The sequence below is a fragment of the Halospina denitrificans genome, from assembly GCF_004364635.1.
Taxonomy (GTDB): Bacteria; Pseudomonadota; Gammaproteobacteria; order Pseudomonadales; family Oleiphilaceae; genus Halospina; species Halospina denitrificans.
Genome location: NZ_SOAX01000001.1, coordinates 646,399 through 659,717, shown reverse-complemented (window position 1 = coordinate 659,717; position 13,319 = coordinate 646,399). Strand labels below are relative to the sequence as shown.

Here is a 13,319-nt window from a genome sequence, read left to right as displayed (position 1 = left end):
ACACTGCCTATCCAGGGAGAGACTTCATGAAGTACGAAACCCAGAAAGTGGCGCTGCCCTTTTTCGCGGTTGCCATGGCCCTTTTTGCCTTACAGATTGTCTTCGGCACCCTTGCCGCCACCGTCTACGTCATGCCGGAGTTCCTGTCCGAAGCCATGCCGTTCCACATCATGCGCATGAGCCATACCAACCTGCTGCTCGTGTGGCTGCTGATTGGCTTTTTCGGATGCACCTACTTCCTTCTGCCGGAGGAAGCTGAAACCGAAATCTACAGCCCCAAGCTGGCCTATTGGCAACTGGCGATCTTCGCCGGCGCCGGTGCGGCGGCCGTGATCGGGTACCAGTTCGAGATCCACGGGGGGCGTCACTACCTGGAACAGCCCGTCTACGTGAAGGTCCTGCTGACCATCTCCTTCCTGATGTTCCTCTTTAACGGCACCATGACGGTCATCAAGGGGCGCCGCACCTCGGTCTCCACAGTGCTGCTGCTGGGGCTCTGGCTGGCTGCTATCTTCTGGCTCTTCTCCTTCTACACGCCGGACAACCTGGCCCAGGACAAGCTCTGGTGGTGGTGGATCGTCCACGTCTGGGTTGAGGGCGTCTGGGAGCTGATCATGGCCTCCATCCTTGCCTACCTGCTGATCAAGATGACCGGCGTGGATCGGGAGATCATCGAGAAGTGGCTCTATGTGATCGTGGGCCTGGTGCTGTTCTCCGGCCTTCTGGGGACCGGCCACCACTACTACTGGCTCGGCACGCCGGGCTATTGGCAGCCGATCGGCAGCATCTTCTCGACCATGGAGGTGATTCCGTTCTTCGCCATGGTGATCTTCGCCTTCACCATGTTCTGGAGAGGCAACCGGAACCATCCGAACAAGGCGGCCATGCTCTGGACCCTGGGCTGCGCGGTGGTCTCGTTCTTCGGCGCCGGTGTCTGGGGCTTCATGCATACGCTGCACTGGATCAACTACTACACCCACGGCACCCAGATCACGGCGGCCCACGGTCACCTGGCCTTCTTCGGCGCCTACGTGATGCTGAACCTGGCGATCATTACCTACGCCATGCCCCAGATCCGGCGCCTGCAGCCCTATAACCAGGTCCTGAACATGTGGAGCTTCTGGATCATGGTGGGTGGCATGTGCTTCATGACCTTCACCCTGACCTTTGCCGGCGTGGTACAGACCCACATGCAGCGGGTTCTGGGCGAGGACTTCATGACGGTGCAGGGTCAGCTCGACATCTTCTATATGATGCGACTGGGCTCCGGCAGCGTTGTAGCGATAGGCGTGGTGCTGTTCCTGATCTCCGTATTCGGACCGGCCAGGGAGCAGATCCCGAACTATGTGCCCGAATCCGAGAAGGAATAAGACCCAATGCTGGATGTAGCAGCGCCCTACTACGAACCGGTCGGCCATGAATGCGAGCTTTTCGAGTACGCGTTCCACCAGAAGCTGCCACTGCTTCTGAAGGGGCCCACAGGCTGTGGCAAGACCCGGTTCGTCAGTCACATGGCGGCGCGCCTCGGCCTGCCACTGCAGACGGTCGCCTGCCATGACGACCTGACCGCCTCGGACCTGACCGGCCGTTTCCTGCTCCAGGGCGGAGAAACGGTCTGGACCGACGGGCCGCTGACCCGCGCGGTGCGCAATGGCGGTCTCTGCTATCTGGACGAGGTGGTGGAGGCACGCAAGGACGTCACGGTGGTGATGCACCCACTGACCGACGACCGCCGCGTGCTGCCGCTGGACCGTACCGGCGAGCTGCTGGAGGCGCCGGACGACTTCATGCTGGTGGCCTCCTACAACCCCGGCTATCAGCACGTGCTCAAGTCCCTGAAGCCCAGTACCCGCCAGCGCTTCATCGCGCTGGAGCTGGGTTTTCCGCCCCCGGAACAGGAGCTGAAGATCCTGATTCGCGAGAGCGGATTACCCCGGGAAAAGGCGACGGCACTGATCAATCTGGCCAACCGCCTGCGCGAGCTCAAGGGCCAGGACCTGGAGGAAGGCGTGTCAACGCGGCTGCTGGTCTATTGCGGCCGGCTCATCCAGGCCGGGATGCCGATACTCCAGTCTGCACGGGCTGCGCTGGTGGAACCACTGAGTGACGACGAGGACGTGCGTGACGGGCTGATGGAAACCATCAGCGCCACATTCGGAGGCTGACAGAAGACGGCTATGCCACAGATCTTCGAAGTCGAGGAAATCGCGGGCCAGTTCTGGCACCGCTGGGCCTCAAAAGCCGTCAGCTATCCCCGTTACCCCGAGGCTGGTGTGCCCCTGAGTTCCGTGGAGAATTCCCTGGGCGTTCTGTTCCGGGCGCTTGGCGGGTCCGGGGCCCTGACCCTGTCCGCCGTCGAGCCCCGACCTTCGGGACACCGGCTGAGCTTTCGCCAGAAACTTGGTTTTGACCGGGAAATCACCGACCTGGCCTGTGTGGACAACGAACACCTTCTGCTTCCGCCACAGATGGACTACTTCCCGGAGTACCGGCTGAACCGCTACGCCTACACCTGGCTTGTGGCCTTTCTTGCCCAGCTCCCGGAGCCATCGCCGATCCGTCAGGGACTGCCCGCGGACCTGACCTGGCTGCGCAGTGTCAGCGCTGCGATCACCAGCACCCAGGCAACCTTTCCTGGTCTGAGCGAACGTTACGCGGAACTCTGTGACCAGTTGCTGGCGAATCGCCCCAAAACGCGGCTCCCAGCCTGGGAAGATGCCGTGGATCATGGCATCCGCGTTATGCTGGGCGACCCACGGGCGCCTGAAACCCCACAGCGGCGCGATGTGCTCGACATCCTGGATAACCCCGAGGCGCCGCTGCCCGACAGCAGCCCAACGGGCTATCGCCCGCCACTGCCCGTCCCGATCTGGGGAGAACGACGCCCGGACACCACCAACCCGACGTCCAAGCGCCCCGATGACCCGGACGACCCGCGGGACGGCGCCACGCCCGAAGCCGAGGGCGGCAAGCGCAAGGCCGAGCGCCGCCACCAGGACCAAAGCGAGCGGGATGACCCGCTGGCACTGAATATCTTTGAAAAGATGCTTTCCTGGACGGAAATGGTGAACGTTAACCGGCCGGTCGAGGATGAGGAAGAAGATCACGCCAAGCAGGCCGCGGAACAGATCGAGGAAATCACCCTCAGCCCGCATAAGGAAAAGACCGCCTCACGGCTCAAGCTGGAGCTGGACCTGAGCCCGGACGAACCGGAAATCGGTCGCCTCCAGGGTCCTGAGCCCTACCCCGAATGGAACTACAAGAAGGGGCGTTACCTCCAGGATCAGTGCCTTGTGTACGCTGCCACCCAAAGCACGGAAGGCGACAACTGGACGCCGGACCAGGGCACAAAACGCCGCATCCGGCGTGTGCAGCGCCAGTTCGAGGCGTTGCAGCCCCAGCGCTGCTGGGTGCGGGAACAGCCTGACGGGGATGAGTTCGACATGGATGCGTTGATCCGCAACCGCTGCGATATCCAGGCCACGGGCAATGGCTCCGAGCGCATCCACCAGTCACTGCTGTCACAGAACCGTGATCTGGCGGTCAGCCTGCTGGTGGATACCTCCCTGTCCACCGAATCCTGGCTGGAGGATCGCCGGGTCCTGGATGTGGAGAAGGAAGCACTGCTGGTGCTCTGCCATGGGCTCGCGGCCTGCGGGGATGATTTCAGCATCCACGGCTTCACCTCGCGCCGGCGCCACCGCGTCGAGGTGAACACCATCAAGGGCTTTGATGAAAGGGTGAACGATACGGTGACGCGTCGCATCCAGGCCCTAAAACCCGGCCACTATACCCGCATGGGGACCGCCATTCGCCACGTCACCAAAGAGCTGGCCGCCCGGGGCAACCGCAACCGTCTGCTGCTGGTACTGACCGATGGCAAGCCCAACGATACGGATTACTACGAAGGCCGCTACGCACTCGAGGACACGCGCCGCGCCGTGCTCGAGGCCCGCCGGCAGGACATCCGCACCTTCGGCATCACCATCGACCATGAGGCACGCCGCTACTTCCCCTGGGTATTCGGGCGTGGCGCCTACCACATCGTGCAGCGCCCGGAGCACCTGAGTGAAGCGCTGCCCGGCATCTATCAACAGCTTGCAGGATTCTGACCATGGCCCTGTCCCGCGCACTCCACCTTGCAACACTCGCCTCAGCGTCGCTGCTGCTCGCTGGCTGCGGACAGCCCGCTCCGGAGGTTCCAGATTACTGTGAACCGGAACCAAGCGCCGGCGACGCCATGACCCACGACAACGCCCTCGCCATGAACGAATGTGCCGGCCCCCAGGCCCAGGCCTGCGTCGCGGACCAGGAGGAACCGGTCTACTTCTGCAGCACGTCGGATCTTCTGGAGTGGCAGGCGGACAGTGACCGGAAAGTCCACACCACCCTCACCCGGGACCTGTCGGATGTGGACTGGAATCCACGGGACCCCGGCGACTGGGTCGCCATGGACACCGCCTGGTACGTGGTCGGGCATGACCGGGACAATGGTCAGGGCCAGACGCCACCGGTCGGATTCTCCGACCTGGGTGACGCCGAGATCTTCGCCAGCAAGCACGGCGGCCGCATCACGGGCTATGACGGGCTCGCCGAAGACAGCGATTGATTACTGCTCCGTTCGGAAGAACGCCGCGATATCCCGGCTCTTGCTCTGGGCGTCGCGGTAACCAAGCTCAACAAGGTCCCGACAGAACCGGTGATCAAACAGCAGGTAGCTGGCAAGACTCGCACCGGCCACATTGCCATCCTCCGGAACGCCCGCCAGGGTCCGGAGCATGGTCGGCAGCCCATCCATGTACTGCTCGGCAATGTCCTCGAGCGGCTGGCTGGGTGAAATATCCAGCAGATCAATGGGCTTGTAGTCGACCCCGGCGTTTTCCCGCTCTTTCTCGGGAATCAGCTCAACCAGTTCGTTGATCACCCTCAGCCGGCCAATGTCGTATTCAAGGGTGTCCAGGAAGAGGCCGTTGAAGACATGACTCATGATCTGGCCGAACGTCGGAACCCCTGGGTGCTGCGGCCGGCGTGGCTTGACCGTGCGGTTGGAACTCACGCCAATGATCAGGACCTTTTCCGCACCCAGGCGAATGGCGGGGCTGATGTGCGCCATCTGGCGCGTGACCCCGTCACCGAAATACTCCCGGTTGATCTGCACGGGTTTGAAGAGCGTCGGAATCGCCGATGACGCCATCACGTGATCCAGGTTCAACTGCGTCTTCGCGCCCGCCCGCTGGCCATTGCTCCAGCTCTCCAGGTCATCGCCGGCCTCAAAGAAGCACAGGTTCTGACCCGAGGTATAGCCACAGGCATTCAGGCCAAGCGCGCGCACATTACCGGATTCAATGGTTTCGTGGATGGCCTCGAAATCCAGCTCCTTATCCAGCATCTTTCTGAGGGGGGCATTATTGAGCAACGACAGACTGTTCTTCTGCTCACCACCGGACACGAGCTTGCGCGCGATGTTGCTCATGTTGCGCAGAATCGACACGGACCCGGAATGATACACCCGGTCCACCGAGAGCTCGGACCACAGATGCTCCAGCCGGCTCACGTTGTGCCTGAATATGCCGCCCCCGGCGGCCAGCGCCGCTGCATTGATGGCGCCCGCCGAGGTTCCGATGATCACATCAAAGGGATAGTGGCTGTCCGGGTACATATCCGAAATGGCCCGCAGCACGCCCACCTGATAGGCCGCCCTGGCGCCGCCTCCGGTCAGTACAACACCCGTATGACTCATTCTCGGCTCCTCTCGACAATCGACATCTCCTTTCAAGGATAGCCCTTACAGGGCAGACTGTGTGTTTTCGACCCGGAATGAGGACAACCCGAAATGCCCAGAAGGCTCGGCGCAACCCTGTTGATCATGCTGCTGGCCGGTTGCGCGACGCAATACAGCCCGCAGGCCCAGAAGGTTCGCGAGGCGCATGAGAACGAGGTAGGGGACTGTGAACGGATTGGAGAGATCTACGGCAGTGCCTCGGGTTTCCACTGGTCCCAGGGGGAGGCCATGCAGAGTGCGCGCAACCAGGCGCTTGAACGCGCCCATGAGCGCAACGCCACCCACCTGGTCTGGCGGCATGCCGAAGACGGCATCACCCCCGAGGTCCGGGGGATCGCCTATCGGTGCCCGGGGTAACGAGGGCGCTAGAATTCGTCCAGGGTCTTGCCGCGGCCACCCATGAGCCACATGAAGAGGGCGACACCCAGGCCCCAGGCGCCATTGAGCAGGAAACCGCCAATCCAGGTGGTCATCGAAACGGACATTCCCTTGAGCGGAAACACCACCAGCATGGCAACGGCCGTGGGCGCTATGGCACCGAACAGAATGGCCAGGCCCCAATAACCCAGCGGACCCCGGCGCGCGATTACGGCCCAGGCGGGTAAGCCCCAGAGGCCGCCAAAGAAAGCCAGGGACAGCACCGCAGGCACTCCCAGGGGGGGCACCGAGTCCAGATTGTACGGGGTCACGGGCACCATCTCCGCCATGTGCATGAGACCCAGGAGGCCCTGATGAAAGATCAGGGTTGCCAGAAAACCCGCTACAAACGCTTTAAGCCAGACCATTCCTGTATTCCATCAACCGGTTAATGGTTCAAGACTAGCAGTTTTCCCGGCAATTAAAACCGCACCCGAAAGCCCGCGAGTGCATTGTGGCTCGACAGACTCAGTTTGGACTTGGCCCCGTCCTCGGACACCAGGGACACATCATCAAAAGCCCGGTAACGGTAGGTCAGCTCAAGGTCCAGGGCACTGAGCAACCGGTAGCTGAGCCCTGCGGTCAGCTGGTAGCCATAGGTAATGTCATCATCGTCCATGACCAGCCCCTTGCTGCGCGCACTGTGCTGCTCAAAGGTAACCTGCCCGAGGCCAAACCCGAATCCCGCCGTCAGGCTGGTGTTGGTAGTCAGGCTGAAGTCGCCCATGGCGTTGTAGAAGCCATAGGCCACATCCGTGGTCCCGGAGACGTCATCGATGCGGCTGCGACTGCCCTGATCAGTGCCGCCACCCCCGCCACCATCTTCGACAACCGGCTCATCATCAACCGCCGGTTCCTCGTTGGTCGTGCTGTCGAAAAGCATACTGTCAACGGTATCCCGCTGGAACCCGAATTCGAACTCCGCGCGGCCATTGTAGGTACTGCTCCCCTCGGAGGCATGGCCGAGCGTCAGCGACACCGTATCCCCACCCCCATAATCACCGGTGACGCGGGTCGCGCTGTCCGGGCCGATTTCGAACTGTGCCTCCCGGAATTGTGAATAGCCGCCCGTCACGCCCAGATAATAGCTGTCAGCCATGGCAGCCGGTGCCGCCAGAGCCAGGATCAGCAGGGTCGGTAGCCCGAGAGCCTGTCGCATGCGATCTCTCCTTGTCCCTGTATCGCGAACCGCAATTAGTACCATAATGGAATGCCTGATTCCGTGGCGCTCTTAACAATGCCGCAAATCCGCTTGCGATCCGCCACCGCGGTTCGTAACGTAATGCCCGGTTCAGTGCCCATGAACAACAGCAACCTGTCCCATTCGCCCACTCGAGAGGTAATGCATGGATCACCCCTCCCAACCAGTATTGCGGGACATCGTACTTGTTGGCGGCGGTCACAGCCATGTCGGCGTGCTGCGCAACTTCGCCATGAACCCGATCCCCGGGGTACGGCTGAACCTGATCTGCCGGGATACGCACACCCCCTACTCAGGGATGCTCCCGGGTTACATTGCCGGTCATTACAGCTACGACGATGTGCACATCGATCTGAGCAAGCTGGCTGAGTTCGCTGGCGCCCGTTTCTACCGGGATGAGGTCATCGGTATCGACCGCAGCCAGCAGCGGATCAGGTGCCGTAACCGGCCCGATGTCCCCTACGATCTGCTCTCCATCAATATCGGATCGACGCCACGTGTGGACCAGGTGGAAGGGGCTGCCAACCACTCCGTCCCGGTCAAACCGATCAACCGGTTCAACAGCCGGTGGCAGACCCTGCTGCATCGCATGGAGCACCACAGGGGACCACTGAGTGTTGCCGTGGTCGGTGGGGGCGCCGGCGGGGTAGAGCTGACCCTGGCCATGCAGTACCGCCTCCGGAACGAGCTCAAGCGGCAGGGCCGGGACGACTCCGGGCTGACCTTTCACCTGTTCAACAGCGCCGAACACCTGCTCGCTACCCACAACCGGCGGGTGAGAGGACAGTTTGAGCGGGTCCTGAGCGAACGCGGGGTCCGGGTTCACGCACGCACCCGGGTGGAGCGTGTTGAGGGGCACCGGCTTATAACGGACACGGGGGACGCCTTCGAGGCCGATGAGATCCTCTGGGTCACCCAGGCCGGCGGCGCCGAATGGCTTGCCACCACGGGCCTGGAACTGGACGATTCCGGCTTTATCCAGGTGCGGGACACGCTCCAGACGACAACCGACCCCAACATCTTTGCCGCCGGTGATATTGCCACCATGGTGAACCACCCGCGTGAGAAGGCCGGCGTCTTTGCGGTGCGCCAGAGCAAGCCACTGGCCGAGAATCTGCGCCGGACCGTCCACGGCAAGCCGTTGAAGGACTACCACCCGCAGAAGCAGTGGCTGGCCCTGATCAGCACCGGCGACCAGTACGCGGTGGCCTCGCGCGGGCCCATCGGGCTCGCGGGGGAATGGGTCTGGCGCTGGAAGGACTGGATCGACCGGCGCTTCATGGCGAAATTCAACCAACTGCCCGCCATGGAGGAGGACAGCGAGTCCGATCCCACCAGGGGCATCGCCCTAAACAACGAGGAAGCCCAGCAGGCCATCTCGGCGGTGGCCATGCGCTGCGGCGGCTGTGGGGCCAAGGTGGGAAGCACGGTCCTGTCCCGGGCACTGAACGCCCTGCAGCCCATCGAACGGGATGATGTGCTGGTTGGCCTGCATGCCCCGGACGACGCCGCGGTGGTGCGCGTGCCGGAGGGCATGGCCATGGTTCATACCGTGGACTTCTTCCGGTCCTTTCTCGACGACCCCTATGTCTTTGGCCAGGTTGCGGCCAACCACAGCCTGGGCGACCTCTTCGCCATGGGCGCCGAGGCCCAGAGCGCTACCGCCGTCGCCACCGTGCCCTATGGCCTGGAGTCCAAGGTCGAGGACGTGGTCTACCAGATGATGTCCGGTGCCGTGGAGGTGCTCAACGAGGCCGGCTGCGCCCTGGTCGGCGGCCACACCGGCGAGGGCCAGGAGCTCGCACTGGGCTTCGCGGCCAACGGTTACATCGACCCGGACACCGTCATGAGCAAGGGTGGCATGAAGGCCGGGGACGTGTTGATCCTGACCAAGCCGGTGGGCACCGGTACCCTCTTCGCCGCCCATCCGAGATTGAAGGCGAAGGGGCGCTGGATCGACTCGGCCATTGCCTCCATGCTCGTGTCCAACCAGCTTGCCGGCCGCTGCCTGCACCAGCACGGCGCCACGGCCTGCACGGACGTCACCGGTTTCGGACTGCTCGGCCACCTGGTGGAAATGACCCGGCCCTCGGGCGTGGACGCGGAACTGGACCTCAGCGCCATCCCGGTCCTGCCCGGCGCCGAGGAAACCGCCGCCTCCGGCATCCTGAGCTCACTGCAACCCGCCAACGTGCGCCTGCGCCGCGCCATCCGCAACCAGGACGAAGTAGCGAACCACCCCCGCTACCCACTGGCATTCGACCCGCAGACCGCCGGCGGCCTGCTTGCCAGTCTGCCAGCCGAACGGGCCGACGCCTGTGTAAGCGCACTTAAGGCACTGGGTTACCCGGAAACCGCGATCATCGGGCGTGTAAAGGAACAGGGAGAGGCACTGGAGCCGATCCTTCTCAATCCCTGAACCTGCTCAGTCCTTCCGTTCCCAGACCGTCAGTTGCGCCAGCGTGTGCTGGTGCTTGCGCCGCGTCTCACGGATCACAAAGGGAATGTCCTCGGGATTGGCGGCCAGACGGAAGTGCTCAGAGAGGCGTTGCTTCATGCCATCAAGGACGGTGACCGGCTGGCCGTTGGCGTAATAGCCACCAATCCAGTTTTCCCTTGGCGTGAAATCCTCCAACAACGTATACGGCGAACTGATCACAACCACACCCTGGTCGCCCAGAAGCTCATGCAGCCCGCGCAGAAACGCGCCAGGATCCGGCATGCGATCAATAAGGTTACCGGCAAAGATCAGGTCGTAGCCCTGGTGATGCCCCGCAAGATCACCCGCATCCCCTTCCTCAAAACTGACCCTACCGGCAGCCTCCTCCAGCCCAAGCTCCGCCAGCGAAGCCGTCTCGGCATGCCTTAGCTCACCTTCATCCACCAACTGGTAGGCCATCTCCCCATCACGCCGAAGCGCCTCGGCGGCCTGGATGAACCGATGCGAAAGATCCACCCCCACCACCGACTCAAAACCGCGCGCCAGCTCCAGGGTACTGCGCCCGGTGGCACACCCCAGATCCAGCGCACTGCCACGCCCCTTCGCTACCGAAAGACACCGCTCGGCACAAACCCGAGGATAATTCGCCACACCAAATCGCTCAGGCCCGAAATGGAAATCCATATACTGGCCAAGCTGTTCATCCGTCTCATAGAAATCAGTCATTGAAGCATTCCAGTTGTGTGCATAAGAGGTGGTGGGGACCTTGTTCCGGGAACCGCTATAAATACTTTTCAGCTACGCAATCCTGCTCCGCTTAAAAGTCCTGGGTTTACATCCTTGTAAACCCGTTTGCGCTTAATCGCGCAAACCCATGTACGCTGCGCCTCCGCCATCCCTGGCTCCGGAGCTTCCCGGAACAAGGTCCCCACCACCTCTTTTGATAGTTTGGAGTTAGCGCCACCTAAAAAGCTGGACCGAGGGGCATGGGGGAGCCCTTCACGGGAAGCTCTGGAGCCATGGATGGCGGAAGGCAGCCTACAGGGACGTACTCGTGGCGGTTCCCGTGAAGGGCTCCCCCATGCCCCGACGCCCCCAAAACTCTCAGTCTAGAGAGCACAAGTCCGAAACCCAGTAAACACATCAGACCGATCCGGATGATAGGCCTGCCGATAAGTACCGCGAATCAGCATCGAAGAAGCCGCACAGCCACCCCCCTTGGTGGTCTTGTGATCCCCAAACTGCAAGGTCGACATAAACGGATACATATCCACAGAAAACCCGTCATAAGGCAGAAACTGATTACTCGTCCACTCCCAGACAGTGCCCACCATCTGCCGACACCCAAAGGGACTTTCACCCGACTCCAATGCCGTCACCGGCAGCCGCCCCATATAGCGGGCATCCATATCCACCTTCTCCGGATCCATCTCATTGCCCCACGGGAAACGCCGCCTCGGCTTATCCGGCGTATTCCCAAGGGCCGCCACCTCCCACTCATACTCCGTGGGCAGGCGTCGCCCCGCCCAGTTACAGAAAGCCTCCGCCTCCCAGTAACTGATCTGCTTCACCGGATGGCCGGGCTCGAGCGGCAGCCAGCGATCGAAAACACGCTCATACCAACGCCCGTCCTTCTGGCGCCAGTGGAACGGGTGGCGAATGGTCCCGAACAGCGGCGGCTCCCCTGACCCGAAATTCAGGTTCAGCTCGCGCTTGAGCCACTTGCGACCGCCCTGGCTCCAGAATTCAGGGCGCTCATAGCCGCCCTCCTCCACGAACTTCTGGAACTCGCCGTTGGTGACCAGGGTGCGGGAAATGGAGAACGAGGGCAGTTCCACATCAAACGCCGGCTTCTCGTTATCAAAGCCGAAATCCTCGGTGGCGTAATCGGCAGAATCGGCGGGAAGGCCGATGCGGTAACGCCCGGCCGGAATCTCCACGTCGCCACGGGCATTTTCATCCACGCCTTCACGACCATAGCCCTCGGGCTCCGAGAAGGGTGGCGCGGGGTAGCCCACGGTCTGGCGGCACCAGGTCATGGACTCCACGTGCATGTTCTGGTGATAGATCGCATAGCGGTAAAGGTACAGGGCCTCGTCCGTCAGCGGTTCGTTCCGGATGCGGTCCTCAACGCGCTGGACGATGGTGTCCATGTACTTCAGCGTATCCTCGCGGGAGGGGAAAAGATCCTTCGACCAGCGATCCTCGTGGTCCATGTGGAAGGAATCCCAGAGTTCATCCATGGACGGGTCATAGCTGGGCGTGCCATCCAGCCAGTTGAGGACAAACACCTCATAGAAAAAGGTGGAATGGCCCATTTCCCAGACCGGGGGGTTCACGCCCGGGTGATAGGGCACGCTCAGTTGTTTGTCATCGAGCGAGCAGACCAGGTCCTTCACGCGGTCGCGTGTCTGGTGCAGAGCCCTGATGAGACTGTCTCGATCATGCATGGTGACAACTCCAATCCCTGATGGCGATTACGCAAACCAATACGCATTCGGGCCCTAACCGTATTGCCCACAGGCGGCATTGACTACCCTCTCCAGGGCGCGCTGCTCCGACTCCGGCGTGAAAAGCGGCGCCCTGGCCTCGCAGTGGGCCTGAAGACTGGCCAGAAAGTCCGCATCCCGTTCCGCGCGCAGCAGCAGTGTGCGTAGATCATGCGTGTCCCGCACCCGATAGTATCCCGGATAATCCTCCCCCAAAAGACCGATATTCCCGGGGATATCCGAGGCAATCACCGGCAGGCCCGCGACGCAGGCTTCGGAGACCACATTCGCGCCCCCCTCCATCACTGAACTGATGACCATCAACCGCACACGGGCCATGTAACGCCGGACCTGCCAACGCGGTACCTCCCCTTTCCAGTGGAAACGTGGGTTGGACGCATCTTCCCGCTCCGCCAGCGTTTGCCACTCCTCATTATGCGCCCGCCCCAGCTGGATAACGTTAAGGCGCGAGTCCTGCGGCAGTTCCCGAACCGCCATGGCTGCGCGCAGGGAATCCTTCTCCTCCCTCAGGTGTCCGATTACGGCTGCATCGAATCGCGACCTGACGGGAGGCAGCCGCCGGGGCAATGGATCCGCCGACTGGAAGACGGTAAACAGCCTCGCATGCAGAACGCCGGGGATGTCATCACCGACCCGGTCATGGAGCCCGATCAACGCATCGGCCTCGGCCATGCTGTAACCGGTCTCTTCCGGGTGCGTCTGCTGGAAACGGTATATGTCGGTGCCGGTGAGTGCCACAATCAGCGGGGTTTCCGGATGGGTCTCACGGAGACACCTGACGGCATCCACGCTTCGCCAGGCGTGCAGCGCTATCATCAGGTCCGTGGGTTCAGCCTCATATTCGGTTATAATGCGTGTCCGGTGACCGAGGCCGCGCAGGTGCCGCGCCCAGCGCTCCGCCGTTGCCCTGTTGCCGGATTTCGAGCCGGGTGCCGCTGGTGTTACCAGGGTAATTCGCACCAGAGAACC

Annotated in this window: 12 protein-coding genes; 6 read left to right on the top strand and 6 right to left on the bottom strand. The window is 62.2% G+C overall.

The window, feature by feature from the left end; all coding sequences use genetic code 11:
• The first annotated feature begins 26 nt into the window (after positions 1–26).
• From DES49_RS03095 to DES49_RS03080, 4 genes are read left to right on the top strand one after another with little or no spacing between them, the layout of a single operon-like run.
• Positions 27–1,370: a cbb3-type cytochrome c oxidase subunit I gene (locus DES49_RS03095; RefSeq protein ID WP_133734898.1), complete on the top strand. Its 1,344-nt coding sequence runs from the start codon at positions 27–29 to the stop codon at positions 1,368–1,370.
• Positions 1,371–1,376: 6 nt separating this feature from the next.
• Positions 1,377–2,165: a CbbQ/NirQ/NorQ/GpvN family protein gene (locus DES49_RS03090; RefSeq protein ID WP_133734897.1), complete on the top strand. Its 789-nt coding sequence runs from the start codon at positions 1,377–1,379 to the stop codon at positions 2,163–2,165.
• Between the two features lie 12 nt (positions 2,166–2,177).
• Entirely contained in the window at positions 2,178–4,112 is a 1,935-nt protein-coding gene (locus DES49_RS03085) for a nitric oxide reductase activation protein NorD (RefSeq protein WP_133734896.1), read from the top strand.
• 2 nt (positions 4,113–4,114) lie between these two features.
• Entirely contained in the window at positions 4,115–4,609 is a 495-nt protein-coding gene (locus DES49_RS03080; RefSeq protein ID WP_133734895.1) for a nitrous oxide reductase accessory protein NosL, read from the top strand.
• On the opposite strand, the gene DES49_RS03075 is transcribed toward DES49_RS03080, so the two are convergent.
• Complete coding sequence (locus DES49_RS03075; protein WP_133734894.1) at positions 4,610–5,740, bottom strand: patatin-like phospholipase family protein; 1,131 nt, start codon at positions 5,738–5,740, stop codon at positions 4,610–4,612.
• A 93-nt stretch (positions 5,741–5,833) separates the two neighbouring features.
• Here DES49_RS03075 and DES49_RS03070 point away from each other — a divergent pair, with 93 nt between their 5' ends.
• A complete protein-coding gene (locus tag DES49_RS03070; protein ID WP_133734893.1) occupies positions 5,834–6,139 on the top strand; it encodes a DUF4156 domain-containing protein in 306 nt (101 codons plus the stop codon).
• An 8-nt stretch (positions 6,140–6,147) separates the two neighbouring features.
• On the opposite strand, the gene DES49_RS03065 is transcribed toward DES49_RS03070, so the two are convergent.
• Together DES49_RS03065 and DES49_RS03060 are read right to left on the bottom strand one after the other, a co-directional pair.
• A complete protein-coding gene (locus DES49_RS03065; RefSeq protein WP_133734892.1) occupies positions 6,148–6,567 on the bottom strand; it encodes a hypothetical protein in 420 nt (139 codons plus the stop codon).
• A 53-nt stretch (positions 6,568–6,620) separates the two neighbouring features.
• On the bottom strand, positions 6,621–7,358 hold the full coding sequence (locus DES49_RS03060; protein WP_166645971.1) for an outer membrane protein: 738 nt from the start codon (positions 7,356–7,358) through the stop codon (positions 6,621–6,623).
• 187 nt (positions 7,359–7,545) lie between these two features.
• Here DES49_RS03060 and selD point away from each other — a divergent pair, with 187 nt between their 5' ends.
• Positions 7,546–9,819, top strand: coding sequence for a selenide, water dikinase SelD (gene selD, locus DES49_RS03055; protein ID WP_133734890.1), 2,274 nt, complete (start codon positions 7,546–7,548; stop codon positions 9,817–9,819).
• A 6-nt stretch (positions 9,820–9,825) separates the two neighbouring features.
• Here selD and DES49_RS03050 read toward each other — a convergent pair whose 3' ends face one another.
• The 3 genes from DES49_RS03050 to senB form a co-directional block, all read right to left on the bottom strand.
• Positions 9,826–10,566: a putative 4-mercaptohistidine N1-methyltransferase gene (locus tag DES49_RS03050; RefSeq protein ID WP_133734889.1), complete on the bottom strand. Its 741-nt coding sequence runs from the start codon at positions 10,564–10,566 to the stop codon at positions 9,826–9,828.
• Between the two features lie 383 nt (positions 10,567–10,949).
• Positions 10,950–12,290, bottom strand: a complete 1,341-nt coding sequence (senA, locus tag DES49_RS03045; protein ID WP_133734888.1) for a selenoneine synthase SenA — start codon at positions 12,288–12,290, stop codon at positions 10,950–10,952.
• A 54-nt stretch (positions 12,291–12,344) separates the two neighbouring features.
• Positions 12,345–13,310, bottom strand: coding sequence for a selenoneine biosynthesis selenosugar synthase SenB (gene senB / locus DES49_RS03040; RefSeq protein WP_133734887.1), 966 nt, complete (start codon positions 13,308–13,310; stop codon positions 12,345–12,347).
• Positions 13,311–13,319 lie beyond the last annotated feature (9 nt).

Bases quoted from the DNA above. Each gene is read 5' to 3' on its own strand.
- DES49_RS03080 (WP_133734895.1), top strand. From the start codon at position 4,115: ATGGCCCTGTCCCGCGCACTCCACCTTGCAACACTCGCCTCAGCGTCG.
- DES49_RS03085 (WP_133734896.1), top strand. From the start codon at position 2,178: ATGCCACAGATCTTCGAAGTCGAGGAAATCGCGGGCCAGTTCTGGCAC.
- DES49_RS03050 (WP_133734889.1), bottom strand. From the start codon at position 10,566: ATGACTGATTTCTATGAGACGGATGAACAGCTTGGCCAGTATATGGAT.
- DES49_RS03095 (WP_133734898.1), top strand. From the start codon at position 27: ATGAAGTACGAAACCCAGAAAGTGGCGCTGCCCTTTTTCGCGGTTGCC.
- DES49_RS03090 (WP_133734897.1), top strand. From the start codon at position 1,377: ATGCTGGATGTAGCAGCGCCCTACTACGAACCGGTCGGCCATGAATGC.
- DES49_RS03065 (WP_133734892.1), bottom strand. From the start codon at position 6,567: ATGGTCTGGCTTAAAGCGTTTGTAGCGGGTTTTCTGGCAACCCTGATC.
- senA (WP_133734888.1), bottom strand. From the start codon at position 12,290: ATGCATGATCGAGACAGTCTCATCAGGGCTCTGCACCAGACACGCGAC.
- selD (WP_133734890.1), top strand. From the start codon at position 7,546: ATGGATCACCCCTCCCAACCAGTATTGCGGGACATCGTACTTGTTGGC.
- DES49_RS03070 (WP_133734893.1), top strand. From the start codon at position 5,834: ATGCCCAGAAGGCTCGGCGCAACCCTGTTGATCATGCTGCTGGCCGGT.
- DES49_RS03060 (WP_166645971.1), bottom strand. From the start codon at position 7,358: ATGCGACAGGCTCTCGGGCTACCGACCCTGCTGATCCTGGCTCTGGCG.
- DES49_RS03075 (WP_133734894.1), bottom strand. From the start codon at position 5,740: ATGAGTCATACGGGTGTTGTACTGACCGGAGGCGGCGCCAGGGCGGCC.